Source organism: Streptomyces sp. NPDC091377 (genome assembly GCF_044757045.1).
GTDB lineage: Bacteria > Actinomycetota > Actinomycetes > Streptomycetales > Streptomycetaceae > Streptomyces.
In genome coordinates this window covers 107,222-131,439 of record NZ_JBIVUE010000009.1, presented here as the reverse complement: position 1 = coordinate 131,439, position 24,218 = coordinate 107,222, and the positions used below count along the sequence as shown (strand labels likewise).

Annotated in this window: 21 protein-coding genes; 12 read left to right on the top strand and 9 right to left on the bottom strand. The window is 72.2% G+C overall.

The genetic code is table 11. The annotated features are described in order from the left end of the window. Positions 1-84: 84 nt before the first annotated feature. The 5 genes from ACIQNG_RS21280 to ACIQNG_RS21260 form a co-directional block, all read right to left on the bottom strand. Complete coding sequence (locus ACIQNG_RS21280; RefSeq protein ID WP_401486898.1) at positions 85-1,161, bottom strand: thiopeptide maturation pyridine synthase; 1,077 nt, start codon at positions 1,159-1,161, stop codon at positions 85-87. Then, positions 1,158-2,111: a thiopeptide-type bacteriocin biosynthesis protein gene (locus ACIQNG_RS21275; protein WP_401486896.1), complete on the bottom strand. Its 954-nt coding sequence runs from the start codon at positions 2,109-2,111 to the stop codon at positions 1,158-1,160. Before ACIQNG_RS21275 ends, ACIQNG_RS21280 begins: the two co-directional genes overlap by 4 nt. Before the next feature lies 1 nt (position 2,112). Continuing rightward, positions 2,113-4,662: a lantibiotic dehydratase gene (locus ACIQNG_RS21270; RefSeq protein ID WP_401486894.1), complete on the bottom strand. Its 2,550-nt coding sequence runs from the start codon at positions 4,660-4,662 to the stop codon at positions 2,113-2,115. A 22-nt stretch (positions 4,663-4,684) separates the two neighbouring features. Continuing rightward, a complete protein-coding gene (locus ACIQNG_RS21265) occupies positions 4,685-4,849 on the bottom strand; it encodes a hypothetical protein (protein ID WP_401434907.1) in 165 nt (54 codons plus the stop codon). A 110-nt stretch (positions 4,850-4,959) separates the two neighbouring features. Further along, positions 4,960-6,135, bottom strand: coding sequence for a cytochrome P450 (locus ACIQNG_RS21260; protein ID WP_401486892.1), 1,176 nt, complete (start codon positions 6,133-6,135; stop codon positions 4,960-4,962). A 165-nt stretch (positions 6,136-6,300) separates the two neighbouring features. Between ACIQNG_RS21260 and ACIQNG_RS21255 the strand changes: the two genes are divergently transcribed. Next, complete coding sequence (locus tag ACIQNG_RS21255) at positions 6,301-7,098, top strand: VOC family protein (RefSeq protein ID WP_401486890.1); 798 nt, start codon at positions 6,301-6,303, stop codon at positions 7,096-7,098. A gap of 106 nt (positions 7,099-7,204) precedes the next feature. Here ACIQNG_RS21255 and ACIQNG_RS21250 read toward each other — a convergent pair whose 3' ends face one another. Next, the gene (locus ACIQNG_RS21250) at positions 7,205-7,861 is read right to left on the bottom strand and encodes a maleylpyruvate isomerase N-terminal domain-containing protein (RefSeq protein WP_401486888.1); all 657 of its coding nucleotides are present in this window, start codon (positions 7,859-7,861) and stop codon (positions 7,205-7,207) included. Positions 7,862-8,002: 141 nt separating this feature from the next. Further along, complete coding sequence (locus ACIQNG_RS21245) at positions 8,003-8,356, bottom strand: hypothetical protein (protein WP_401434917.1); 354 nt, start codon at positions 8,354-8,356, stop codon at positions 8,003-8,005. 201 nt (positions 8,357-8,557) lie between these two features. Between ACIQNG_RS21245 and ACIQNG_RS21240 the strand changes: the two genes are divergently transcribed. Continuing rightward, positions 8,558-10,027, top strand: coding sequence for an aminotransferase class V-fold PLP-dependent enzyme (locus ACIQNG_RS21240; protein ID WP_401486886.1), 1,470 nt, complete (start codon positions 8,558-8,560; stop codon positions 10,025-10,027). Positions 10,028-10,082: 55 nt separating this feature from the next. Here the strand turns inward: ACIQNG_RS21240 and ACIQNG_RS21235 are convergent, their stop codons facing one another. Beyond that, entirely contained in the window at positions 10,083-11,780 is a 1,698-nt protein-coding gene (locus ACIQNG_RS21235) for an ATP-binding cassette domain-containing protein (RefSeq protein ID WP_401486884.1), read from the bottom strand. A gap of 30 nt (positions 11,781-11,810) precedes the next feature. Further along, positions 11,811-12,680 (bottom strand): S1 family peptidase, encoded by an 870-nt coding sequence (locus ACIQNG_RS21230; RefSeq protein WP_401434924.1) that lies wholly within the window; start codon positions 12,678-12,680, stop codon positions 11,811-11,813. 237 nt (positions 12,681-12,917) lie between these two features. On the opposite strand from ACIQNG_RS21230, the gene ACIQNG_RS21225 reads away from it, so the two are divergent. The 10 genes from ACIQNG_RS21225 (at position 12,918) to ACIQNG_RS21180 (ending at position 24,164) form a co-directional block, all read left to right on the top strand. Continuing rightward, a complete protein-coding gene (locus tag ACIQNG_RS21225; protein WP_401486882.1) occupies positions 12,918-13,409 on the top strand; it encodes a helix-turn-helix domain-containing protein in 492 nt (163 codons plus the stop codon). Between the two features lie 10 nt (positions 13,410-13,419). Continuing rightward, entirely contained in the window at positions 13,420-14,340 is a 921-nt protein-coding gene (locus ACIQNG_RS21220; RefSeq protein WP_401487154.1) for an NADP-dependent oxidoreductase, read from the top strand. 168 nt (positions 14,341-14,508) lie between these two features. Then, a complete protein-coding gene (gene hppD, locus ACIQNG_RS21215) occupies positions 14,509-15,714 on the top strand; it encodes a 4-hydroxyphenylpyruvate dioxygenase (RefSeq protein ID WP_401486880.1) in 1,206 nt (401 codons plus the stop codon). Between the two features lie 144 nt (positions 15,715-15,858). After that, the gene (gene fahA, locus ACIQNG_RS21210; protein WP_401486878.1) at positions 15,859-17,055 is read left to right on the top strand and encodes a fumarylacetoacetase; all 1,197 of its coding nucleotides are present in this window, start codon (positions 15,859-15,861) and stop codon (positions 17,053-17,055) included. Between the two features lie 94 nt (positions 17,056-17,149). Further along, positions 17,150-17,833, top strand: coding sequence for a GntR family transcriptional regulator (locus ACIQNG_RS21205; RefSeq protein ID WP_401434933.1), 684 nt, complete (start codon positions 17,150-17,152; stop codon positions 17,831-17,833). Between the two features lie 293 nt (positions 17,834-18,126). Then, on the top strand, positions 18,127-19,347 hold the full coding sequence (locus ACIQNG_RS21200) for an amino acid ABC transporter substrate-binding protein (RefSeq protein WP_401434935.1): 1,221 nt from the start codon (positions 18,127-18,129) through the stop codon (positions 19,345-19,347). Next, positions 19,347-20,231: a branched-chain amino acid ABC transporter permease gene (locus tag ACIQNG_RS21195; RefSeq protein ID WP_401434938.1), complete on the top strand. Its 885-nt coding sequence runs from the start codon at positions 19,347-19,349 to the stop codon at positions 20,229-20,231. The genes ACIQNG_RS21200 and ACIQNG_RS21195 overlap by 1 nt, the downstream gene beginning before the upstream one ends. After that, on the top strand, positions 20,228-22,279 hold the full coding sequence (locus ACIQNG_RS21190) for an ATP-binding cassette domain-containing protein (protein WP_401486875.1): 2,052 nt from the start codon (positions 20,228-20,230) through the stop codon (positions 22,277-22,279). Before ACIQNG_RS21195 ends, ACIQNG_RS21190 begins: the two co-directional genes overlap by 4 nt. Then, complete coding sequence (locus ACIQNG_RS21185) at positions 22,276-23,052, top strand: ABC transporter ATP-binding protein (protein WP_401434942.1); 777 nt, start codon at positions 22,276-22,278, stop codon at positions 23,050-23,052. The genes ACIQNG_RS21190 and ACIQNG_RS21185 overlap by 4 nt, the downstream gene beginning before the upstream one ends. Next, a complete protein-coding gene (locus tag ACIQNG_RS21180; protein WP_401486873.1) occupies positions 23,049-24,164 on the top strand; it encodes a hypothetical protein in 1,116 nt (371 codons plus the stop codon). The genes ACIQNG_RS21185 and ACIQNG_RS21180 overlap by 4 nt, the downstream gene beginning before the upstream one ends. The last annotated feature ends 54 nt before the right edge of the window (positions 24,165-24,218 follow it).

Genomic DNA, 24,218 nt, shown 5'->3' with positions numbered 1-24,218 from the left:
TGAGCGCGGCCGGGGCGAGGCCGAGCGGCTGGAGGTCGACGCGGCTCGACGCGCGGGCCGGCGGGGGACGGTGGCGGCCGGTCGTCAGGTTCGGGCGTCGGCCCATGCGCGGGCCCTCTCGACCGGGGACACCCCGTACTCCTCCTCGACGGCGTCGGAGATCAGGTGGCAGAACAGGTAGCGCTGGAGGGGGGTGAGGCCGAGCCGGGCGAGGTGGGCGTAGAGCATGTTGATGGCGAGGCGGTGGGTGAGGAACCAGGGGGATCCGAGGATCTCGGTCGTGTAGCGGCCGGTGCCGAGGAGGATCTCGTGGAAGTCGACCGTGTGGAGTTGCACCATCTCCGGCTCCGGCTCGGCGGCGTCCAGATCGATCCGGCCGTCGGCGATCAGCGGGGCGGCGGTCTCCTTCTGCCGTGCGACGAGCCGGAGCCATTCCCGGACGTGCGGCGGCGAACGGTCCTCGTCGACCTGGGCCACCCGGTCGCGCACGAGCGCGCGGAGCGGTTCGGCCTGCTGCCGGTACTTGGCCTCGAAGCCCGCCCGGACGCCGTCACGGTCCTCGCAGTAGGAGCAGAACGCCTCGGCGTGCGACCGGAAGGACAGGTAGCCGCGCGAGATCGGGGGGACGCTGGTGTGCGCGAAGGCGATCATCAGATCCAGGGCGACCTGGAACAGGCTGAGTTCACCCCGGCGGACGGCCTCCAGGGTCGGGAACGCCAACGCCGTGCTCTGGGCGTGGAAGGTGTCGAACAGATCGATGAGCCGCTGACTGCGGAGAACGTGCCGACGGTCCTCGTACGGCTCGGTCTGGAGGGTGTTGTCCGGGTACCAGGGACGCAGCGGGCCGTGGTCGCTCTCGCGGATGGCGAGCAGCCGGTGCGGCTCGGCGAGGGCGGCCTCGTCCAGGACCGTCGTGGAGGGATGCTCCTTCAGATAGCGGCCGAGCCGCCCGGTGGCCTCGGGCAGGACCTCGTCGTGCCAGACCGCGTCACCGGCCTGGAGGCTGAGCCGCAGATGGGGGCCGCGCCGCCAGTGCCGGACGAAGTGAGGCCGGCGTACCCGGCCGTCCAGATCGGCCAGCAGGGGACGGACGGCGTCGAGGATGAGGTCGTCCTTGGCCTCGTCGTAGTAGCGGATCTGGATGCTGCGCCAGTCGGTCACGGGTTCTCCTTGAGGTGGAGGAAGGCCATCGCGGTGAGGTGGCGCAGGTGCGCTTCCTGCGGACCGGACAGGCCGAGCCGGTTGCAGAGCAGATGGACACAGCGCAGCAGCAGGATCATCACGTCGCCGCTCGGGCCCGGGCCGGGGTGGAAGGACGAGTCGGCGGGCGCGGGGGAGAACCGGCCCCGGGCCTGGAGGACGCGGAGTTCGCGGTGCAGGGTGATGATCGAACGCGCCCACGCGCCGACGAGCCCGTACGCCTCGGGGTCGGCCGTGATCCCGCGACAGCGCGTTGCCTGAGCGGTCAACGCCGCACGCTGGCGGGCGAAAGCGTCCGCCCGCCCGGCCCGGGCCGACGCGTCGCCGTCCCACTGGTCCCGGTTCCGCCGCAGGGCTACGGTGATCCGCTCGTGGTCGGGATCGCAGACCGTCAGCGCGAGCATCAGGGACACCAGTGCGAAACCCAGCCGGCGTTCGGGTTCCCCGGTGCGTGCGAGGACCGCGAGGGCGATACGGCTGGAGTCGGTGAAGTGCCGCTCGACGGCCTCGGTCGCCTCCGGCCCGCCGAACACCGCGTACTCCGGCCGGTACGGGATGACTTCCACACCGTCGGTGTGCCGCAGTCGCCGGTCGTAGTCCGTGAGGTCTTCGGCCCGCGCCAGGCTCTGCGCGGCGCGGGCGTAGCGCTCCGGGTCCCAGCTCTCGGTGGTCGGGTGCGCGGCCAGGTGGTTCTCCAGCGCGCTCCTGGCCCGCTCCTGGACGTCCGCGCCGGTCACGGGCCGCAGCCGCAGCCGCAGATGCGGGCCGCCCTCCCAGTAGCGCAGGAAGAAGAACCCGTCGAGCAGCCGGTCGGTCTCCAGGGAACGGACCAGGGCGCCGACCGCCCCGACGATCAGCAGATCGGTTCCGCCGCGGTGGAAGACGTGCAGCGACGTCCAGGCCGGGGCCATCTCACTCCTCGGGCGCGCTGGTGAGTTCGACGACGAATTCGGTGACGTGACGTCCGTGCTCACCCAGGTCGGTCGCCGCTGTGAACTCGGGGAGCGGTTCGTGGAAGACGACGCAGGCGCCGCTGTCGCGGAGCCGGCGGTCGAGCAGTGTGACCAGCGCGGGATCCGCGAGATCGAGATAGGTCGGCTTGGCGAGCCGGGCCGTCCGCCACGGGTCCTCGCACCACGAGTCGGGATCCAGGGAGGACACGAAGCAGCGGGTCGGGATGGCGTGGTCCCTGAACCACCGGGCGAGGGCCAGCAGATGAGCCGCCTCCGTCTCGCCCTTGGCCCGGCGGGGAACCGCGTCCCGCGGCGCGTACCAGGCGGCACGGGCCACGGCCACCCGTCCGACCTCGACCCGTGCGGTGCGCACCACGCCCTCGGGTGTGCGGGGCGGGGGCGGGGAGAAGATCGCCCAGGTGGGCACGGTGGTGCCCGGCAGGTCACCGAAGAGCTGGAGCAGGAGCCGGGCCGTTCCCGGCAGGAACAGCGCCGCCATCATCCCGGTGTGGAGGGGACGCAGTGCCCGGCGCCCGGCGTCCAGCAGGACGAGGTGGCCGGTGCCGGGATCGTGGCGAACCGCCAGTTCCCGCAGCGGGACCCGGTCGGCGACCGGGCGGCCGGAGACCACCCCGGGGTAGTCGATCTCGTAGGACGCGGCGGGCGAACGCAGATTGACGTTGGTTCCGAAACCCCCCACGATCTCGGCGGTTGTTCCGTCGCCCTGGTCGCCCTGGTCGCCCTGGTCGGCCCGGTCGGCCCGGTCGGCCCGAGGGTGGGCGGGCCCGCTTCCGAGCAGGCGGTGGACGCGGCTGCGCATCGCGCCGTGCCCGACCGCGACACCGTTGAGCACCAGCCGCGTCGGCCGCTCGGCGACCACCTGGACGAAGCAGGCCAAGGACTGTGACGGCTCGCCCGACCGCCAGGAGTCCAACAGGACCGGATCGATCCGGATCGTCCCGTCGGGATCGGGGCGTCGGTCGCGCAGCGCGGCCGAGGCCCGCTCCCGCGCGTCCTGCGACGCGCGGAGTTCCGGGACCACGCTCGGCCCCGTCTCGCCCCGGTACAGCAGAGCGTGCAACTCGGCGGCGGGTGTCCCGGGCGGCGCGTCGCCCGTCCATGCGGCCAGCGCGCGGTGGAAACGTCCGAACGGGACGAGCGCGCCGGTGCCGAACCGCTCGGCGAAGAGCCTCCCGGCGATCAGCCGCGCAGCCGCGTTCTGCTGGAACCCGCCGAGGAACCCGCGGACCGTGTGCAGGTCCGCGATCGCCGGACGCCATGCCTCCGCACCCAGACGCAGAACGGGCGAGTCGAAGACGGCGTTCTCATGGAAGAGGTTCTTGTCCGGCAGCCGGTTGTCCCCGGCCAGCTCCGTCAGCGAGGCCCGGACCTGGCCGTGGACCTCCACCCGGTCGGCGGCGTCCGGGTATCGGTCGAGCGCCCGCCCCACGTCCGACAGCACGCGCGCGACGCGGTGGGGGGCGAGCCGGGACGCCAGGTCGGCCAGAGGACGCACGGCCTGGTCGGCGACCGGCGGATGGACCTCCAGCAACCCCAGCCCGGTCAGCCGATCCAGCACCGGGAGCGGGATCCCCAGCCGGTCACGGACGTCGGCGACCCGGTGCCCGGCCCCGTCGCCGAGGACTTTCACCAGCATCCGCAGATCGTCGGTCGCACCGACACTGTGGTACTGGTCCTCGGTCCGGCTCAGGAACCACAGCCGCCCCTCGTCCTCGGCCAGGCTCGGGTTGGTCCTGATCTCGAACGACCCGGCGAGGTCCTGGTCCGTTCCGGCGAGGTCGGTGAGCAGCCGGCGCAGCAGCCAGACGTTCGGCTCGACCGCGCTGCGCCACCGCCACGGTCCGGACCAGCGAGCCGCCTCCGTCTCCGCACCCCACCGGCCGAGGCCCGTCATGGTGAAGGTCGCGTGGGGGCTGGTCTTGGCGACGACCCGCGCGAGGTACTTGGCCAGGCGCAGGGTGACCTTGGGCGGCGGGACGGTCCCGGGCGGGGACGCCAGCCAGCGGCGCAGCGCCGACGACAGCGCGGGACTGGCCTGGAGCAGACCATGGGCGAACACCTCGGTGGCGACCCAGCGCCGCAGCACCTCGTTCTTGTCCCGCCGTTCGCGCTCCAGCACCTCGGGCAGGCGTGCGGTCAGCCGGTCGAGCCGGTCGTGATCAGCCAGCCATGCCCCGAGCCGGACCGCGAAGGCGGCTTCCAACGGCAGGGCGAGCAGGGCGGCCTGCGGACGGCGTGCTGCGTACAGGGACCGGCGCAGCCCCACCAGCCGCGGCTTCAACGGGCCCGAGGCGAGCCCGATCGGTCCCTCCAGGGCGACCGCCAGATCGCGACCCACTCGGACGAGCCGGTCACGATCCGCGATGATCTCCTGGACCGTGTGCCAGGTGGCCGTGCACCTCAACTCCTCCAGAGCGGACACGGGCAGGGCGGCGATCCTGGCCACCACGACCCCGTCCACCCCCGGCACCCGCGTCACATCAGTCACTGAGACCCGTCACTCCCGGTTCTCAGATGAGGTAGCTCTTACCGGAAGGAGTCCCCGAGGCGCCGATCTCGGTGTTGCCGAGCCCCATCGCCACCGCGTCCAGCAGTCCCTCGGCGCCCGGCAGCTCGACGGACATGACGTCCAGCTCCCCGAGGTCGAGTTCCCGCGGCGTTTCCATTTCGGCCATCTTGTCCTCCTGATGCGTTGACTCCGGGAATATCCCTTCCAGGCAACTACCCAGTGCATGGGGTCCCTTACGCACGGATGCCGCCCTCGCGCCCCCGCCGGTGTGCCCGCTCAGCCATGGCCGTCCCACCGCACAGACAGCTCGGCGGGTTTGCGGAACACCAGGCCGTACGGAGCCGAAGGACGGTCGGGGTTGAGGCGGAGGCCGGGCAGGCGCTCCAGGAGATGTCGGAGCGCTGTCCGGGTCTCCAGCCGGGCCAGATGGGCGCCGATGCAGTGGTGCGGACCGTGCGCGAAGGCCAGTTGCAGGCGCGCGTTGGCACGTCCCACGTCGAACCGGTCGGGGTCGGGGAAGACCTCGGGGTCGCGATTGGCGCCCGTGAGGGAGACGCTGACCAGGTCACCCCGGCCGATCGCGGCGGAGCCGAGGACCGTGTCCCGGGTGGCGTACCGGTCCACGACCGCCGCGCCGGGCTCCAGCCGCAGCGATTCCTCGACCGCCCCGTCCAGCAGCGCGGGGTCGGCCCGCACGCGCGCGAGCTGACCGGGATGGTTCAGCAGATGCAGCAGCGCGTTGGTGATCATCGCCTCGGTGGTCTCGATGCCGCCGAACATGAGGACCGCCGCGTTCGACGCCACCTCGGGCACGGTGAGCCGGCCCGCGGCGGACCCCAGCAGCGAGGCGGTGTCCCGGTCGGCGACGGTGGCCTCCACGGCGGACCGCAGTGCGGCGTAGGCCGCGCCGCCGTCGGCCCCCGCCGGGTGACCCCCGGTGAGGTCCGCGACGGCCCGCACGATGGCGTCGTACCAGGCGAGGACCGTGTCGGTGGTGGTGCCTGCCAGTCCGAGGGCCTCGGTCATCACGGCGACCGCGAGCGGCCCGGCGAAGGCGCGGCGCAGCTCTGCCGCGCCCGCCGGCACGAGGGGGGTGATGAGCCGGTCGGTCTCCTGTTCGATGAAGTCGCTGAAGCCCTCGCGCACCTCCCGGTGCCGGAAGGGCGCGGTGAACGGCTCACGGTGGTGGGTGTGCCGCTCGCCGTCCAGCGACAGCATGCTCGGCCCGACGACCCGCGCGGTGGAGAAGCGGGGATCGTCCACGGTGAAGGTGACCGCGTCCCGCATCACCCGGATCGCGAGGTCACGCCGTGTCACCAGCCAGCCGTTCAGTTCGGGCAGCCACGACACGGGCTCGTGCGCGCGCAGCAGCGCCAGCCGCGGATGCGGGTCCTCGGTCAGTTCGGCCAGGGTGGTCGCGGCACCGAGCGGACACGCCGCGGCGGCACTCATCGGGAACCGGGTGTCGGGTGCTCCATCACGGCTCCGAGGTTAGGGGTCGGCACTGACAGCAAGGGCCCCGGTGACCGCTATGGAACATATGTGCGAACCCCGACGGGCGATTGTCAGTGCCGGGTGTCAGGGTGGGGGAAACAGGATCTGCGAAAGGGAACTGCCGTGATCACCACAGATTTCGTCCCCGGCTCACCCTGTTGGCTCGACCTGGGGGTCCCCGACGTCCGGTCCGCCGCGGCCTTCTACGGCGCGGTGCTCGGCTGGGACTTCGAAGCGATGGGGGAGGGGGACGACTGGCAGGGCGGGATGTTCCGCAAGGACGGCAAGACCGCCGCCGGGCTCGGCCGGCTCACCGAGGAGGGTGCCCGTCCGGCCTGGATGGTCTATTACTCGGTCGCCGACGCCGAGGCCACCACCCAGGCGGTGCAGCGAGCGGGCGGCACCGTGCGCGTGCCGCCGACGGACCTTGACGAGTGGGGCCGCATGGCGCAGTACACGGACCCGCTGGGCGGCCAGTTCGCCGTCTGGCAGGCGGGTACGAGCCCGGGCATCGAAGTGGTCGACCAGCCGGGCGCGCTCTCCTGGACCGAGTTGTACACCACGGACGCCGCCGCGGCGAAGGAGTTCTACGGCAGCGTATTCGGCTGGCAGTACGGCGACATGCAGTTGCCCGGCGGCGGTGGGACGTACTCGCTCATCACCCCGGCCGGTCTTCCGGAGGAGCGTATGCAAGGCGGCCTCATGCAGGTCGACAAGGAGGCCCTCGCCCTGGCCAACGGGCAGCCGTACTGGCACCCGGTCTTCGACGTCACCGACTGCGACGCCGCCGTGGCGAAGGTCGAAGAGAGCGGCGGCAGTGTGCAGATGGGGCCCGACACCGCCGAGGGCATCGGCCGGATGGCGGTCTGCCTCGACCGCTGGGACGCGGACTTCGTGGTGCTCGCACCGGAGCGGAAGTGAGCGCCTGGTAAAGACCCAGCGTTCCCGCACGCTCTCAGCCGGCCCATCCCGGTCGGGCCGGTCCGTCTGATCCGCCCTGAGGGCCGACCTTGAGCGTTCCGGCCTGTCAGCCGAGGATGAACGGCAGCCGTGTGCCCAACGCGCCCAGCGTCGCCCGTTCCTCCCCGGTCGGTGCCCTGCGTCCCGTGCCGATCAGCAGGGCGTCCTTGTCGGAGAACGACGCGGGGAACGGGGCGTCGGCGATCCGCTCCAGCAGGGTGCGGGCCGCCGCCATGCTCTCGGCGGGCGGATCGGCGGCCGACGGCAGATGCGCGATCAGGTCCAGATGGTGGAGGGTCCATTCCAGGACGTACGCGGTGAGGTAGTCGCCCACGGTCAGCACCATGTCCTGGGTGCCGACCCTGGCCTCGGGGTCGGCGAGAGCGGCGGCCCGTCCCGCGGCCGAACCGACGTCGTCCAGATGGGACATGAGCCATCGGGGCTCACTGTACGCCGCCGCCAGCCGGGGGATCAGCGCGTCCAGCGGGTCGTCACCGGTGGGCGGTCGGTCCAGCAGGCTCCAGTACGTCGCCGCGTTCGCCGTCGGCTCGGTCCCGGCGGGGGTGACCAGGGTGATCAGAACGTCCTGCGCGTCGATGACCAGGTGACACACCAGGTCCCGGACGAGCCAGCCGGCACAGCCGGACGGCCGCGCGAAATCCTCGTCGGAAAGCTCGGCCACGGCCGTGCGCAGCGCGGTCCACGCAGGTGAGAAGTGATCCACGCGCGGCAGCGTAGGGCCGCACGGCCACCACGGACAACCGACTTGACGACCGGCCGCACCGCTCCCACCGCTCCCACCGCTCCCACCGGTCCCACCCCTCTCAACGGTCCCACCGCTCCGACCCGCCGACCCGCCGACCGCCTAGAACCCGCCACCGGACCCGGCGCCACCGTCCGTCCCGCCCGTACCGGCGGACCGGGTCTCCCCGATGTCCCCCTCGGCCTCGGGCCTCGCATGCCGTACGGCGGACTTCACATCCTCCTCGGCCTGGAAACGAGCGACCCCCTGTTCCTGGGCGTACTCCGTGACGGCGGCCTGGACGTCGCGGGCGAGGTCGCGCCAGGCGCGCAGCGCCGTCTCGTACGTCTCCGTCTGCTGCTCGGACCACGGTTGCGCGGTGGGCGGCCCGTACTGGTCGCGCAGTTGTTGCACCTGGGTCTGCGCGTGATCGGCGGCGCGCTGCATCTCCACGAGTTCATCGAAAGTATGTGCCACGCGCGGGATCGTATGCATGGTCCGGGTTTGTCGTGGCCGCGACCCGCGAAGCGAAGCCGACGGCACCGGCCCCGGTCCTCCATCCGGCCCTCCCCACACCCTCCTACGCCCTCCCCGCGCTGCCCGGACGGGCGTCGCGCCGCCGTGTCGGACCCGCCGCGCGGAGTTACCGTGAAAGGGCAGGCGTGCGGAAGGGGTTCCATGGAATCGGCCGGTACCACCGGGCGCACCTCCGGTGGGGGGACGGGCACCCCCGTCGCCCCTGACGGCTTCGCGGAGCTTCGGGCACGCGAGTTCGGCTATCTGGACGAGGGCGGCCACACCTATCTCGACCACACCGGTGCCGGACTCCCCCCGCGCTCCCTCGTCCAGGGCAGCGCGCGGAGGATCACGGGCGGACTGTTCGGCAACCCGCACACCGAGAGCCCCGCCTCCCGCGCCTCCGGCCGACTGCTGGACGAGGCCCGCGAGGCGGTCCTGCGGCACTTCAACGCCGACCCCGCCGAATACGCCGTGATCTTCACGGCCAACGCCACCGGCGCCCTGCGCCTGGTCGGTGAGGCGTACCCCTTCACCCGCGCCACCCGGCTGGTCATGTCGCTCGACAACCACAACTCGGTCAACGGACTGCGGGAGTACGCGCGCGCCCACGGGGCGACGACCACCTACGTGCCGGTGAGCGGCCCCGACCTGCGCCTGGACGAGACCCGGTTGAGGAAGGCCCTGTCCCGTCGCCGCCCCGGCCCGACGCGATCCCGTCCCCGCGACGGTCGGCGCGGGCTCCTCGCCTACCCGGCCCAGAGCAACTTCACCGGCGTACAACACCCGCTCGACTGGATCACGGCCGCACAGGCACTCGGTTACGACGTCCTGCTCGACGCCGCCGCCTTCGTCCCGGCCAACTCCCTGGACCTGAGCCGCCATCACCCGGACTTCACGGCCGTGAGCTGGTACAAGGTCTTCGGACACCCCACCGGCGTCGGCAGTCTGATAGCCCGCAGGGCGGCACTCGCCCGGCTGCGCCGCCCCTGGTTCTCGGGCGGCACGATCTACGCGGTCAGCGCCCAGGCCCAGTGGCACGTCCTCGCCGAGGACGAGACCGCGTTCGAGGACGGCACAGTCAACTTCCTCTCCGTCCCCGACGTGACCGCCGGAATCGACTGGATCGACCGTCTCGGCATGGACCGTGTGCACGCCCACGTCACCGGCCTGACCGGTCGGCTGCTCGCCGGGATCCGGGAGTCACGGCACAGCGACGGCTCCCCGATGGTCCGCGTGTACGGCCCCGGACACGCCGACGACACCCGCGGCGGCACCGTCGCCCTGAACCTCCTCGGAGCGGACGGCCGGGTCGTGGACGAACGGGTGGTCAGCCGGGACAGCGCCGCGCACGGCATCTCCCTGCGCACCGGCTGCTTCTGCAACCCCGGCGCCGGGGAGGCCGCCTTCGCCCTGCCGCTGCGCCGGCTCCGCGCGGCGTCCCGGCGGCGACCGGGCACCCTGGAGGACTACCTGGACCTGCTGCGGCTGCCGACGGCCGGAGCGATCCGCGTCTCCCTGGGGGTGTCCTCCCAGCCGAAGGACATCGACACCTTCCTGTCCTTCGTACGGCGGACCTACCGCGACCGGACACCGGGGACCGCGGGCCTGCCGCCCCGCGAGGGCTGCTGAACGCGCGCCACCGGGAAGATTCGGTGGATGCCGGGGACACCGAGGACGCCGGGCCTCACCGTCCGGCGCGGCTCCGGACCGCCCCCTCCCGGCACGTGCGGACCAGGATCACCCACGTCCACGCCAGGAACAGCAGCGCGAACCCGGCGAGGATCAGCCACCCCCGGCTCGCCGGATGCCCGAAGGAATCGCCGTACGACTCCAGCAGCGGCGGCCCCGCCGGTGAGACGCCTGTACGCCACAGCGCCTCCAGGCCCACCCCGCTGCCCAGCGCCTCGAACGCCCAGCGGTTCGTCATGGCCCAGCTGACGACCTCCCCGGCGACCGTCATCCGGGGCACCGGCACAAAAGCCCCCGAGAACAGCACCTGGGGAAAGCACAGGAGCGGCAGCATCAGCGTCGCCTGCGTCGGCTCCGACACGGCCGCCGAAGCGAGCAGCCCCAGCGCCAGCGCGGCGGCGGAGGCCAGCACACTGGTCGCGAACAGCGAACCGTACGTCCCCCATCCCGCGGCCGGCAGCCGGTCCAGCATCCGCAGGACGGCCAGCAGCAGCGCGTCCGCGAGAGCGAGCACGGGCAGCGTCGTCGTCAGCTTCGAGGCCACATAAGGGCCGATCCGCAGCCCCGCCAGCCACTCCCGGCGCAGCACGGGCAACTCGGTGCAGATCTGCAACAGCCCGTACGTCAGCCCGAAGAAGAAGGCACCGAACGCGATCCAGAACATGATCATCGCCGTGGTGGCCGGGTCGGGCGAGGCGGGATCGAACGCGCCCGCGCGGAAGAGCACCGCGAACATCGCCACGATCATCACCGGCGACCCGGCGAGAACGGCGACCGAGAGCCGGTTGTGCACCAGCAGCGCCGTGCCGCGCCGGGTGAGCAGTGCCCACTGCCGCAGCGCGCCCACCCGGGGCGGGCCGGGGGACCGCGGCCCCGGGTCCGGTGCCGGGTGGTGCGCGGGCGCGGGCGGGGTGACCCGTACGCCGTCCGCGACCGCCTCGTACACCTCCTCGACGGTGGTGACGCCGAAGGCCCCGCACAGGGCGGCCGGTTCGCCCGCGTAGGCGACCTGGCCGCCGGAGGACAGGAAGACGACCTGGTCGCCGCGGAGGAGATCGGCGAGGACGTGGGTGGTCAGGACGACGGTGGTGCCGTTCTCCGCGAGCGTGCGCAGGGTGCGCAGCAGCCCGGCACCCGTCACCGGGTCGAGCCCCGAGGCCGGCTCGTCCAGGAACAGCACCCGAGGACGGGTCAGCAACTCCACCGCGATACTCGCCCGTTTGCGCTCACCCCCGCTGAGCGCCCGTACCGGTGTCCCGGCCCGATCGGTCAGCCCGAGGGTGTCGAGCACCCCGTCCACGGTCGCGGCGAGCCGCTCCCTCGGGGTACCGGAGGGCATCCGCAGGCCCGCCGCGTACAGCAGGGTCCGGCGCAGCGGCAGTTCGCGGTGGATGATGTCTTCCTGCGGGACGAACCCGAACTCCGGGCCGGGTGGCCCCGGGGGCGCCCCGTCGTGCAGGACCTCGCCCGCGCTCGGTGTGCTCAGCCCCGCCAGGGTCTGGAGCAGTACCGTCTTGCCGGCGCCGCTGCTCCCGGCGATGACGGTGAGCCGGCCGGGTGCGAGGTCGAGGGAGACCTCGCCCAGCACCCGGCCGGCGCCGGGCACCTCCTGGTCGACGCCGCGCGCCTGGAGGCGCAGGCCCCGGACGGCGGGAACGGTGACATCGAGCGGACGGGTGGGGGGCGTCGACATGCGTGCAGCATGCCAGGCGCCCCGGTCGGGTCAGTAGACGGACAGGCCGTGAACGCTCAGCGCCTCCTGAACCGGCTGGAAGTAGCTGGTGCCGCCGCTCACGCAGTTCCCGGTGCCGCCGGAGAGGATGCCGATCACCTTGTCCCCGGCGTACAGCGGGGCGCCGCTGTCGCCGGGCTGGGCACAGATGGTGGTCTGGATGAGGCCGTACACGATCGAGCCGCCTCCGTAGTTGACCGTGGCATTGAGCCCGGTCACCCGGCCGCAGCGCACCCCGCTGACCGCGCCGCGCATGCAGACGGCCTGCCCGATCGTGGCGTAGGCCGCGCCGGTGATGTCGACCGTGCCGATCGTGCCCGGGTGGGGGACGGTGGTGTTGGTGTAGCGGACCACGCCGAAGTCGTTCACCGGGAAGCTGCTGGCGGTGGCCGGCCCGATCACCGTGGTGAGCGCGGAACCGGTGTACCAGGTGGACAGGCCGGAGGTGCAGTGCCCGGCGGTGAGGAAGTAGTACGTCGTACCGCTCTGCACATTGACGCCGGCGGTGCAGCGCGCGCCGGTCGAGTAGACGCCGTCGCCGCCGGAGACGAGGGGCCGCAGTCGGCCGTCGGCCCGTTCCAGGCGCATACCGCCGTCGGTGTCCCCGGCGGTCTCCCGGAGCCGGGCCAGGTCGGTGTCCGTGACGGTGGCGTCGGCGAGCACACGGGTGGTGCGGGTCTCCTCGTCCAGGACCCAGGCCGTTCCCGGTATCCGCAAGGACTCGACGGCCGAGGCCACGCCCGAGGGCGGCATCGCCGCGGTCCCGGCGGCGCTGGTGCCGGTGCCGGCCAGCGCGAGGCCGAACACGGCGAAGAGGCTGATCAGGGAACGTCCGACGGCGGTACGGCGTGCTCTCGTCACCCAAGTCCCCCCGGGGAAGAAGGCCGGCCAGGCAAGGCGCGGACCGCCGCCCATTGTGCCGACGGGGCGGGGGACCGGGCTAGTGCGTCTTCGGCCGTCCTCCGACCCGCCCTCCGTGGGCGAGGCGCCGCCGTCCCCCTCGCTGCCGGCGGTTTCGCGGGACCGGCGCGAGCGCCTCGCGCCGGCTGGGGACGGCAGTACCAGGCACGCCCCGCCGCCGGCGCGGACACTGGGCCCATGGGACATGACGGCATCGCCTCCGGCGGCAACGCCCTGGGCGACTTTCTGAGGGCACGGCGTGCCGCGCTGGATCCCGGGGCCCTGGGGTTTCCGGACGACGGCCGGCTGCGCAGGGTACCGGGCCTGCGGCGCGAGGAACTGGCCCAGTTGGCGCACATCAGCGTCGACTACGTCGTACGGCTGGAGCAGGGCCGCACCCGCAGGGTCTCCCGGCCCGTCCTGGACGCCCTCGCGGGTGCCCTCCGCCTCGCCGACGACGAACGGGCCCACCTCTTCACCCCCGCCGACACGGCCCCGTCACCCGCGCCGCGCCCGCCCGGCCCCACGGAGGTCGCCCCGCACCTGCGCCGACTGCTCGACGGCATGCGCGACATCCCCGCGATCGTGCTCAACCGCCGGATGGACGTCCCGAACGCCCCGGCCCGCAGGCTGTCGGGTGGCCCGGCCAAGTGGGCCGCCTTCTGCTTACGGTGGCGCCATGAACCGTGAGAGCACCCTCATGCGAGCCATCACCGTCCAGGACCGTGACGCCGGTGTCCGTGGCCTCACCCTCACCGAGCGGCCCTACCCGCACGCCGCCGAGAACGACGTCGTCGTGCGGGTCCACGCCGCCGGGTTCACCCCGGGCGAGCTGACCTGGCCCGGTACCTGGACCGACCGGGCGGGACGGGACCGTACCCCGAGCGTGCCGGGACATGAACTGTCCGGCGTGGTGGTGGAGTCGGGGTACGGCACCACCGGTCTGACCGTCGGTCAGCGGGTCTTCGGCCTGGCCGACTGGACCCGGGACGGCTCACTCGCCGAGTACACCGCCGTCGAGGCCCGCAACCTCGCCCCGCTGCCCGCCGACATCGACCATGTGACCGCTGCCGCGCTGCCCGTCTCCGGGCTCACCGCCTGGCAGGCCCTCTTCGACCACGCCCGGCTCACCACCGGCCAGGCTGTGGTCATCCACGGGGCGGCGGGCGGCGTCGGCTCCCTCGCCGTGCAACTCGCGCGGGAGGCCGGCGCCCACATCATCGGCACGGGCCGGGCCGCCGACCGTGCCACCGTCCTCGGCCTCGGCGCGCACTCCTTCGTGGACCTCCAGGCCGAGCGCCTGGAGGACATCGGTCACGCCGACGTCGTGTTCGACGTGATCGGCGGCGAGATCCTCGACCGCTCCACCGCCCTGGTGCGCCCCGGCGGCACACTGGTCACCATCGCCCGTCCCGTCACCGTCCACCCGGTCGACGGCCGGGCCCTCTTCTTCGTCGTCGAACCCGACCGCGCCCGCCTCGCCGACCTCGCCGGACGGCTGCGCGACGGACGCCTCAAACCGATCGTCGGGGCGGTCCGCCCGCTCGCCGGGACCGCCGCCGCCTTCGCCCCCGAACGGCGCACCCCGGGCAAGACGATCATCCGCGTCACCGAAGACTGATCTCTCCTCCTCGCTGTACAAGATGCACACCATCTCTCGGATGCGGCTGGGCAGATTGAGCATGATGCTCAGCATTCGGCGGCACTCTTGCAGGTGATCCGCGGACCCGCTGTCCTGTGTGCAGCGCCGCCCGCGACCGGGCCCCGTTGCCACCGAAGGGAAGAGGACATGAGCATCGAGCAGATTCTCACCAGCCAGGAGCGTCTGGCCGAGCTGGACCTTCCGCAGCTCCAGCAGTTGGTCGGACTGGTGGAGTACGACGCCCAGGGCGACCCCTTCCCCGTCACCGGCTGGGACGCGGTGGTGTGGACCGTCGGCAACGCCAACCAGACCGCGCACTTCTACCAGTCGGCCTTCGGCATGGAACTGATCGCCTACTCCGGTCCGGAGACCGGCAACCGCGACCACCAGGCGTACGTCCTGCGCAGCGGGGCCATCCGGTTCGTCATCAAGGGCGCCGTCGCCCCGGAGAGCCCGCTGGCCGACGCCCACCGGCGCCACGGTGACGGTGTCATCGACATCGCGCTGGAGGTGCCGGACGTCGACCGGTGCGTCAAGCACGCCCGCGCCCAGGGCGCGACCCTCCTGGAGGAGCCGCACGACGTCACCGACGAGCACGGCACGGTCCGCACGGCCGCGATCGCCGCGTACGGCGAGACCCGCCACACCCTGATCGACCGCTCCCGCTACGACGGCCCCTACCTGCCCGGCTATGTCGTGCGCACCTCCTCCTACGTCAAGCGCCCCGGCAGCCCCCGGCGGATCTTCCAGGCCCTCGACCACGTGGTCGGCAATGTCGAACTCGGCAAGATGGACGAGTGGGTCGACTTCTACAACCGGGTCATGAACTTCACCAACATGGCCGAGTTCATCGGCGACGACATCGCCACCGAGTACTCCGCCCTGATGAGCAAGGTCGTCGCCAACGGCAACCACCGGGTGAAGTTCCCCCTGAACGAGCCCGCGCCGGGCAAGAAGAAGTCCCAGATCGACGAGTTCCTGGACTTCTACCAGGGCCCCGGCGCCCAGCACCTCGCCCTCGCCACCAATGACATCCTCGCCTCCGTCGACGCGCTGCGCGCCGAGGGCGTCGAGTTCCTGGCCACCCCCGACTCGTACTACGAGGACCCGGAGCTGCGGGCCCGTATCGGCGAGGTCCGCGTGCCCATCGAGGAACTGCAGAAGCGGGGCATCCTCGTGGACCGTGACGAGGACGGCTATCTGCTCCAGATCTTCACCAAGCCGCTCGGCGACCGCCCGACCGTCTTCTTCGAGCTGATCGAACGCCATGGCTCCCTCGGCTTCGGCAAGGGCAACTTCAAGGCGCTGTTCGAGGCCATCGAGCGCGAGCAGGCCCGGCGCGGCAACTTCTGACCGACGCCCGGGCGGGGCCCGGCGCCACCGCGACCGGCCCCGAGGCCCCTACGGCCGACCGCCGACCGGCGCTGGATGACCGTCGGCCCCGCCCGCGTCACCCGAACGTCCCGCCCCCGCCGCCCTCACCCCGAAAGTCACCCCATGACCTGGCTCGACCTGCCGTCCGACGATGTGTTCGGCCTCGACAACCTTCCCTACGGTGTGTTCGCTCCGCCCGGCGGAGCCCCCCGCGTGGGGGTCCGCGTCGGCAACCAGGTGCTCGACCTCGCCGCGGCCCTGGACGACCCGGTCTTCGCCCGCCCCACCCTCAACACCTTCATGGCACAGGGACGTACGGCCTGGTCGGCGGCGCGGGCACGGATCCGCGCACTGTTCACCGGTGAGGAGCGGCGCCCCGCCACCGAGGCGGCCCTGTACCGCCTGGACGAGGTCGAGTCGAGACTGCCGTACGAGGTCGGGGACTATGTCGACTTCTACGCCAGCGAGCACCACGCCACCAACCTCGGCCGCCTCTTCCGGCCGAACGGCGACCCGCTGACCCCCAACTGGAAGCACCTGCCGATCGGTTACCACGGCAGGTCCGGCACGGTCGTGGTCTCCGGGACCCCGGTCACCCGCCCGCACGGCCAGCGCAAGCCCCCCGAGAGCGCGGTCCCGGAGTTCGGGCCCACCCGGCGCCTGGACATCGAGGCGGAGATCGGCTTCGTCGTCGGCACGGGCTCAGCGCTCGGCAGCCCGGTCCCCGTGGGCGCGTTCCGCGACCACGTCTTCGGGATCTGCCTGCTCAACGACTGGTCCGCCCGGGACATCCAGGCATGGGAGTACGTACCCCTGGGACCGTTCCTGGGCAAGTCGTTCGCCACCTCCGTCTCCCCGTGGGTCGTCCCGTTGGAGGCCCTGGACGCCGCCTGGACCGAGCCGCCGCACCGCGACCCCGAACCCCTGCCCTACCTCGCGGACCAGGGCAAGGACGGGCTGGACCTGGCGCTGTCGGTGAGGCTCAACGGGCAGGAGATCTCGACACCGCCGTTCGCCTCGATGTACTGGTCCGGCGCCCAGATGCTCGCCCACCTCACCGCCAACGGGGCCTCCCTGCGCACCGGCGACCTCTACGCCTCGGGCACGGTCAGCGGTCCCCGGGCCGGCGAGGAGGGCTCGCTCATCGAACTCACCCACGGCGGCAGCCGGCCGCTCGCCCTGCCCGGCGGACAGACCCGCACCTTCCTGGAGGACGGCGACGAGGTCACCCTCAGCGGCACGGCCCCCGGTGCGTCCGGCGGCCGGATCGGCCTGGGCGAGGTCACCGGCCGGATCCACCCGGCCCGTCCGCTCTCCTGACCCCGCGCCGTGCGACCCTCGGTGACGCGGGGGGCGGTGACGCGGGGCGCACGGGTTGTTGCGGGCGCCACTGAATACAATGTATACGTTAGATATGCTCTCTTCCGGCAGCTCCTCCGACGAGCGTCCAGGGATCCACAACCAGGCCGAGGTCGCCTACCGAAGGCTGCGGGAGCGGCTGGTGGAGGGGCACTACCGCCCCGGCGACCGGCTCACCGAACTGGGCCTGTGCAAGGACCTGGACATGAGCCGGACCCCGGTGCGCGAGGCGCTGCGGCGGCTCCAGAGCGACGGTCTGGTCGCCTCGACGGGCAGGGGAGTGGTCGTCAGTTCCCTCACCCCGCAGGAGATGCTCCAGGGCATGCAGCTCCAGGCCGCGTTGGACGCGCTGGCGGCCCGCCTCGCCGCCACCGCCCAGCGCGACGGGCGGCTCTCCCCGGCCCAGCTCGGCGAGTTGAAGTCCGCCGCGCGGGCCGTGGAGGAGCGGGGCGAGGCGGGCGACGCCGACGGCGCCTGGCACGCGAATCTGGCCTTCCATATGATGCTGGCGCGACTCGCCGGCAACCCGCTGCTCACCGACGCCCTCGATCGGATCTGGGCGCGGTTCGCGGTCGGCAGCCGGTCCAACATCAGACGCCGTACGGACCTCACCACCCGCGACCACGACGCGATCGTCGGCGCGATCCTCGACGGCGACCCCGAGCGCGCCGCCGTGGCGGCCACCGAGCATGTGCACGAGGCAGCCGCGATGTACGGCCTGGAGGACCCCGTCACCTGAACCCGGTCGACGCGAACGGCGCGGGACGGATGCATCCGTCCCGCGCCGTTCGCATACCCCCACGCCGGGGACGGCGGATTTCCCGCCACCTCTTGCGCGATGTCTTGCCGACCCTTCATGTGCAATGTATACATTGCACATGAAGGCGGGGTCCGCAGCCCCGCCCGACCGGGCGCCGCGCCGGCTGTCGCCGCCCCGACACCCCACCCAGGGCTGAGCCGCTCACCACCGCACCGTACCGAGGGGCTGTCCGAAGGCACCGCCACAACCATCACCTACCGAAGGTGGGACCCATGCCAGGAACCGGCCGAGGCGGACGGCGCATCGCCGCCCTCAGCACCACCGCACTCCTGCTCGCCACCGCCGCCTGCGGCTCGGGCTCCGGCTCGACCAGCGGCCCCATCACCATCGGCATCTCCCTGCCGCTCTCCGGCCCCGTCGCCGACGCCTCCGAACCCGCCTACGAGGGCTACAAGGTGTGGGTCGAGCAGCTCAACGCCGACGGCGGACTGCTGGGCCGCCAGGTCGAACTCAAGGTCCTGGACGACGGGTTCGACCAGAACACCGTCGTCAGCAACTACAACCGGCTGATCAGTCAGGACCGCGTCGACCTGCTCCTCGGCACCTTCTCCTCCAAGCTCAACCTCCCCGCCTCCTCCGTCGCCGAGCGCCACAAGATGCTCTACGTCGAACCCTCCGGAGGCGCCGAGGAGATCTTCAGCCGCGGCTACGAATACCTGTTCTTCGCCCAGCCCAGCACCTCCCTCGACCTGCCCGAGCAGTTCCTCGACTACATCGGCTCACTGCCCGCGGACCAGCGGCCCGAGACCGCCGCCTATCCCACCCAGGACGACCCCAACACCGATGTCACCATCGAGGAGTTCCGCAAGGAACTGACCGCGCTCGGCGTCAGGTCGGTCTACGACGAGAAGTACGCCCCCGAGACCGTCAACTTCGACCCCATCGCCAGCGCCATCGCCCGCGCCGAACCCGACCTCGTCATCCACGGGGCGGTCGCCGCCAACGACGGCGCCGGACTGGTCAAGGCCCTGCAGAAGCAGGACTTCAGCCCCGAGATGATGTTCCAGACCAACGCGCCCAGTCTCGTGGGCTCCTACCCGCAGGCCGTCGGTGAGGAGAACACCGAGGGCATCTTCACCACCACCGCGTGGAGCCCGAAATCCACCTACCCGGGCAACGCCGAGTTCGTGAAGGCGTACACCGACTCCTACGGCTCCCCGCCCACCGACGACGCCGCCAACGCCTACACCGCGGGCCAGGTCCTGCAAGCCGCCGTCGAGAACGTGGGCAGCCTCGACCAGGACGAACTCGCCGACTGGCTGCACGCCTCACCCGTCTCCACCATCGTCGGCCCCCTGCGCTGGGACGAACGCGGGGTGCCCGAGGGCGACATGCTGCTCGCCCAGTGGCAGAAGGGGAACCTGGAGTTCATCCTCCCCGAGGGCCAGCAGACGGTGGAGCGGGCGGTCAACCCCAAGCCGGGGTGGTCGTAGTGTCGACGTTCCTCCAGGCGCTCATCCTCGGGATCCTCATCGGCGGCGTCTACTCCCTGGCCGCCTCCGGGATGAACCTCGTCTTCGGAGTCATGCGGGTGATCAACATCGCCCAGGGCAGCATGCTCATCCTGAGCGCCTACCTCACCTACTCGCTCTGGGAGGCCACCGGCCTCGACCCCCTCCTGCTCACCGTGATCACCACGCCGTCACTGCTCGTCGTCGGCTGGGTCACCTACTACCTCTTCATCGAACGCTCCCGCACCACCGACCCGACGATGGCACTGGTCACCACCTTCGGCCTCGGCCTCATGGTGAAAGGCATCATCGCGCTGATCTGGGGCAACGCCCCCCACTCGGTGACCCCCGGCTACGCCAACGAGTCGTTCACCGTGTTCGGGCTGCGCTTCCCGCAGGCGCAGGTCTACGCCTGGCTGGTGGCCGCCGCCGTCCTCGCCTGTCTGTATCTGCTGCTGCGCCGCACCTGGCTGGGACGGTCCATCCAGGCCACCGCGTCCAGCTCCGAAGGGGCCCGCCTCATCGGCATCGAGGTCCGCTCCACCTGGGCCGCCTCCTACGCCATCGGCGTCGCGGCGGCGGGGGCCGGCGGCTCACTGCTGAGCGTGCTCTACCCCTTCATGCCCAGCTCCGCCGACCACTGGATCGGCCTCACCCTCGCGATCATCGTGCTCGGCGGCATGGGCAGCCTCCCGGGCAGCGTCCTCGGCGCCCTCGTCATCGCCGTCGCCGAATCCCTCACCTCCACCTACGTCTCGCCCGACTGGGCGGTCGCGGTGCCCTACATCGCGATCATCGTCGTGCTCCTCGCCCGTCCCCAGGGGCTGCTCGGCACCCGACTGCGAGAGGACATGAGCCGCGCATGAGCATCTCCCGACCCCGGGCCGCGATCATCGGCGCCGCCGCCGTCACCCTGGCCCTGTTCCCGGTCGTCTCCTCCAACGCCTACTGGCAGAACATGGCCATCATGGCGTTCCTGCTGGCCATCATGGCCACCAGCTGGAACATCATGTCCGGCTACGCGGGCTATGTCTCCCTCGGCCAGAGCGCCTTCCTCGGCATCGGCGCCTACACGACCGCCCTGCTCTCCCTCCACACCGGGATCGACCCCCTGCTGGCCGCACCGCTCGGCGGGGTCGTCGCCGCCGTCGCCGCCCTCGGACTCGGCCTCACCGGCCGCCGCACCCGAGGCGTCGCCTTCGTGATCGTCAGCTTCGCGTTCCTGGAGTTCACCGCCCTGCTGACCGCCAACTGGTCGTCCCTCACCAACGGCAACCACGGACTCAACCTGCCCCTGCCCACCTGGGACAGCGCCTACCTGAACTGGCCTTTCTACTACTACCTGCTGGTCCTGCTCGCCCTCACCGTCCTCGCCTCCTGGGCGATCCGCCGCTCCCGCTTCGGCATCGGTCTCATGGCCATCCGCGACGACGAGTCCAAGGCCGACGGCATCGGCGTACGCACCGACCGCTACAAGATGTTCGCCTTCGCCGCGAGCGCCTTCCCCATCGGCGTCGCCGGCGGCATCTACGGCTACTACATCGCCTTCCTCGAACCGGCGTCCATGTTCGACATCGTCATCGCCATGCAGATCGTGCTCGCCGCCCACCTCGGCGGCGTCGGCACCCTGTGGGGCCCCGTCCTCGGCGCCTTCCTGCTGGAACCGCTCAACCAGTTCACCAACCAGACCCTCAGCGGCCCCGACGCCGGCTCCTGGCGACTGATCATCTACGGCGCCCTGCTCGCCGCGATCGTCCTGTTCTTCCCGCGCGGTGTCCTCACCGAAGCGGCCGACCTGCTGGCCCGGCTGCGCCGCACCGGCCCCCAGGCCGGTGTCCTCACCGAAGCGGCCGACCTGCTGGCCCGGCTGCGCCGCACCGGCCCCCAGGCCCAGGCAGGCGCCCGCCTCGCCCCCCTCTCCGGAGCCCCCGGAGCCCCCGGAGTCCCCGGAGTCCCCGGAGTCCCCGGAGCCCTCGCCCGCCCGCGCACCGACCCCGACGCCGCCCCCGCCCCCGCCCCGCACGACGACCGCACCCCCCGCGCCGACCCGACACCCGCCAAGGGCCCGGCAGCGCACGACGGCCGCGCGCCGCACCACGGCCCGGCCCCGCACCACGGCCCGGCCCCGCACCACGGCCCGGCCCCGGACGACGGCCCGCTCCTTCGGGTCGAGGGACTCTCGAAGGCGTTCGGCGGAGTCCAGGCGGTGGACGACTGCACCTTCACCGTCCGACGCGGCTCCATCACCGGGCTGATCGGACCCAACGGCTCCGGCAAGACCACCGTCTTCAACCTCCTGGACGGCAGCCTCGCCGCCGACAGCGGTACCATCCATCTCGGCGGACACCGGCTCGACGGCATGCCCCGCTGGCAGCGCGCCCACCACGGACTCGCCCGCACCTTCCAGGCCACCCGAGTCTTCCCGCACCTGACCGCGCTGGAGAACCTCGCCGTCCCCAGCCGCACCTTCTCCACCGCGCGCCTCGCGGACTCCGCCATCAGCGGCAGCACCGCCGAACGCGCCCGCGCCTGGCTCGACTTCGTCGGCATGGGCGCCTACGAGGTCCACCAGGCCGGCGGCCTCTCCTTCGGCCAGCAGAAACTGGTGGAACTCGCCCAGGCGTTGATGCTGGAACCCGAGATCCTGCTCCTCGACGAGCCCGCCGCGGGCATCAACCCGACCCTCGTCGAACGCCTCGCGGACACCGTCCGCACCCTCAACGCCGCCGGCACCACCGTCGTCGTCGTGGAGCACAACGTGCCGCTGGTGCTGTCCCTGTGCGACCACCTCCACGTCCTCGCCCAGGGCCAGGTCATCGCGAGCGGCCCGCCCAGCCGGATCGAGCAGGACCCCGCCGTGCTGGAGGCATACCTCGGCGACCACACCCGCACCGCCACGGGAGCAGACGCATGATCACCCTCAACGGCCTGGTGGCAGGCTACGGCAAGGCCGGTGACATCCTGCGCGGCGTCGACCTCACCGCACCCGCCGCCACCATCACCTGTGTCGTCGGACCCAACGGGGCCGGCAAGTCCACCGTCCTCAAGGTGTGCAGCGGACTGCTGCGCCCCCGCGCCGGCCGGGTCAGGATCGGCGACGACGACATCGGCGGACGCAGCCCCGCCGACATCCTGCGCCGAGGCGTCGTCCAAGTCCCCCAGCACCACGGCCTGTTCCCCTCCCTCACCGTCCGCGAGAACGTGATGCTCGGCGCGTACACCCGGCGCGGCGAGAAGGAACGCAACCGCCGCCGCTACACCGAGATCACCGAGATCTTCCCCCTGGTCGCCGAACGCGCCGGGGACAAGGCCGCCTCGCTCTCCGGCGGCCAGCGCCGCACCGTCGAGTTCGCCCGCGCCCTCATGCTCACTCCCCGGGTCGTCCTCCTGGACGAACCCACCCTCGGCCTCGACCCCAAGGCAGCCGCCCAGCTCGCCGACGCCATCCGCGCCCTGCGGGACGCGGACGTCACCGTCCTCATGGTCGAACAGAACGTCCGCTTCGGACTCACCCTCGCCGAACACGCCGTCGTCATGGAGAGCGGACGCGTCCTGCACTCCGGCGACGCCAAAGCGCTCCTCGCCGACCCCGACATGGCCCAGCTCTTCTTCGGCGCCGCCCCCGCGAGCCACCCCCGCCCCACCCCCGCGCCCCCCGGCAGCCCCGACGGAGACCCCTCGCCGTGACCGACACCCACCCCACCTCCCTCCTCACCCTCGTCCAGGACATCCCCGCCTCCGGCGCCCGGGCCGTACAACCCCTCAGCGTCGACGGCACGGACCTGCTCGCCGTCCCGCAACTCGCCTACGACATCCCCGGCGCCCCCGCCCACATGAACGGCGGCGACAGCGAGACCGAACTCCTGCTGCTGCGCCGCGACGGCGACCGGTTCACCCCCTGGGCCACCCTCCCGGCGCCCGGCGGCGAGGACGCCGAGTCCTTCACCATCGGCGACCGCACCTTCCTCGCCGTCGCCAGCATCCGCTCGGGCGCCGGGCCCTACGACTACACCGTCCCGTCCGTCCTCCACGAGTGGACCGGCGACACCTTCGAACCGTTCCAGGTGTTCGACGGCTTCGCGGCCAAGCAGTGGCGGCACTTCACCATCGGCGACCGGCACTTCCTGGCCCTCGCCCAGGGGGTCGCCGTACCCGGCCACGAGGACGACAACCGGCCCTCCCTCATCCACACCTGGGACGGCACCCGCTTCGTCCCCTTCCAGGACATCCCCTCCCGATGGGCCTACAACTGGCATCCCTTCACCGTCGGCGGGCACACCTTCCTCGCCCACGCCGACCACGTCGACCCCAGCGTCCTGTACCGCTGGGACGGCGCACGCTTCGTCGCCCACCAGGAACTCGCCGACCGCGCGGGCCGCGCCTTCGCCACCTTCACCGACCCGGACGGCGAGGACACCTACCTGGCCGTCGCCCGGATCGACGACGGCTCGCGACTGCTGCGCTGGGACTCCGCCGCCGGACGCTTCGTGGACCATCAGCGCCTCACCGGAGCCGGCGCCCGTGAACTGGCCCTGGTCCGCACCGATCGCGCCCTCTACCTGGTCCGGGTCAACTTCATCCACGGCACCCCCGCCGACCCCACCGCCGACCTGACGTCACAGATCTACCGCTGGGACAAGGACCACCTGGAACTCGCCGAGGAGTTCCCGACCACCGGCGGAACCGACCTCGCCGTACTCGACGGAGCCCAGGGCCCCCTGCTCGTCCAGAGCAATGGCCTCAGCCCTGACCTGCGCTTTTCCGCCGGTGTCCGCGTCTACCGGTTCACCGACCGATGACCCGCACCTCCCGCCCGACGGCCCCGGGGCCCCCGGTGTCCCCGGCGCCCCCGG

Bases quoted from the DNA above. Each gene is read 5' to 3' on its own strand.
- hppD (WP_401486880.1), top strand. From the start codon at position 14,509: ATGAGCATCGAGCAGATTCTCACCAGCCAGGAGCGTCTGGCCGAGCTG.
- ACIQNG_RS21185 (WP_401434942.1), top strand. From the start codon at position 22,276: ATGATCACCCTCAACGGCCTGGTGGCAGGCTACGGCAAGGCCGGTGAC.
- ACIQNG_RS21235 (WP_401486884.1), bottom strand. From the start codon at position 11,780: ATGTCGACGCCCCCCACCCGTCCGCTCGATGTCACCGTTCCCGCCGTC.
- ACIQNG_RS21240 (WP_401486886.1), top strand. From the start codon at position 8,558: ATGGAATCGGCCGGTACCACCGGGCGCACCTCCGGTGGGGGGACGGGC.
- ACIQNG_RS21205 (WP_401434933.1), top strand. From the start codon at position 17,150: ATGCTCTCTTCCGGCAGCTCCTCCGACGAGCGTCCAGGGATCCACAAC.
- ACIQNG_RS21225 (WP_401486882.1), top strand. From the start codon at position 12,918: ATGGGACATGACGGCATCGCCTCCGGCGGCAACGCCCTGGGCGACTTT.
- ACIQNG_RS21275 (WP_401486896.1), bottom strand. From the start codon at position 2,111: ATGGCCCCGGCCTGGACGTCGCTGCACGTCTTCCACCGCGGCGGAACC.
- ACIQNG_RS21190 (WP_401486875.1), top strand. From the start codon at position 20,228: ATGAGCATCTCCCGACCCCGGGCCGCGATCATCGGCGCCGCCGCCGTC.
- ACIQNG_RS21200 (WP_401434935.1), top strand. From the start codon at position 18,127: ATGCCAGGAACCGGCCGAGGCGGACGGCGCATCGCCGCCCTCAGCACC.
- ACIQNG_RS21260 (WP_401486892.1), bottom strand. From the start codon at position 6,135: ATGAGTGCCGCCGCGGCGTGTCCGCTCGGTGCCGCGACCACCCTGGCC.
- ACIQNG_RS21265 (WP_401434907.1), bottom strand. From the start codon at position 4,849: ATGGCCGAAATGGAAACGCCGCGGGAACTCGACCTCGGGGAGCTGGAC.
- ACIQNG_RS21220 (WP_401487154.1), top strand. From the start codon at position 13,420: ATGCGAGCCATCACCGTCCAGGACCGTGACGCCGGTGTCCGTGGCCTC.
- fahA (WP_401486878.1), top strand. From the start codon at position 15,859: ATGACCTGGCTCGACCTGCCGTCCGACGATGTGTTCGGCCTCGACAAC.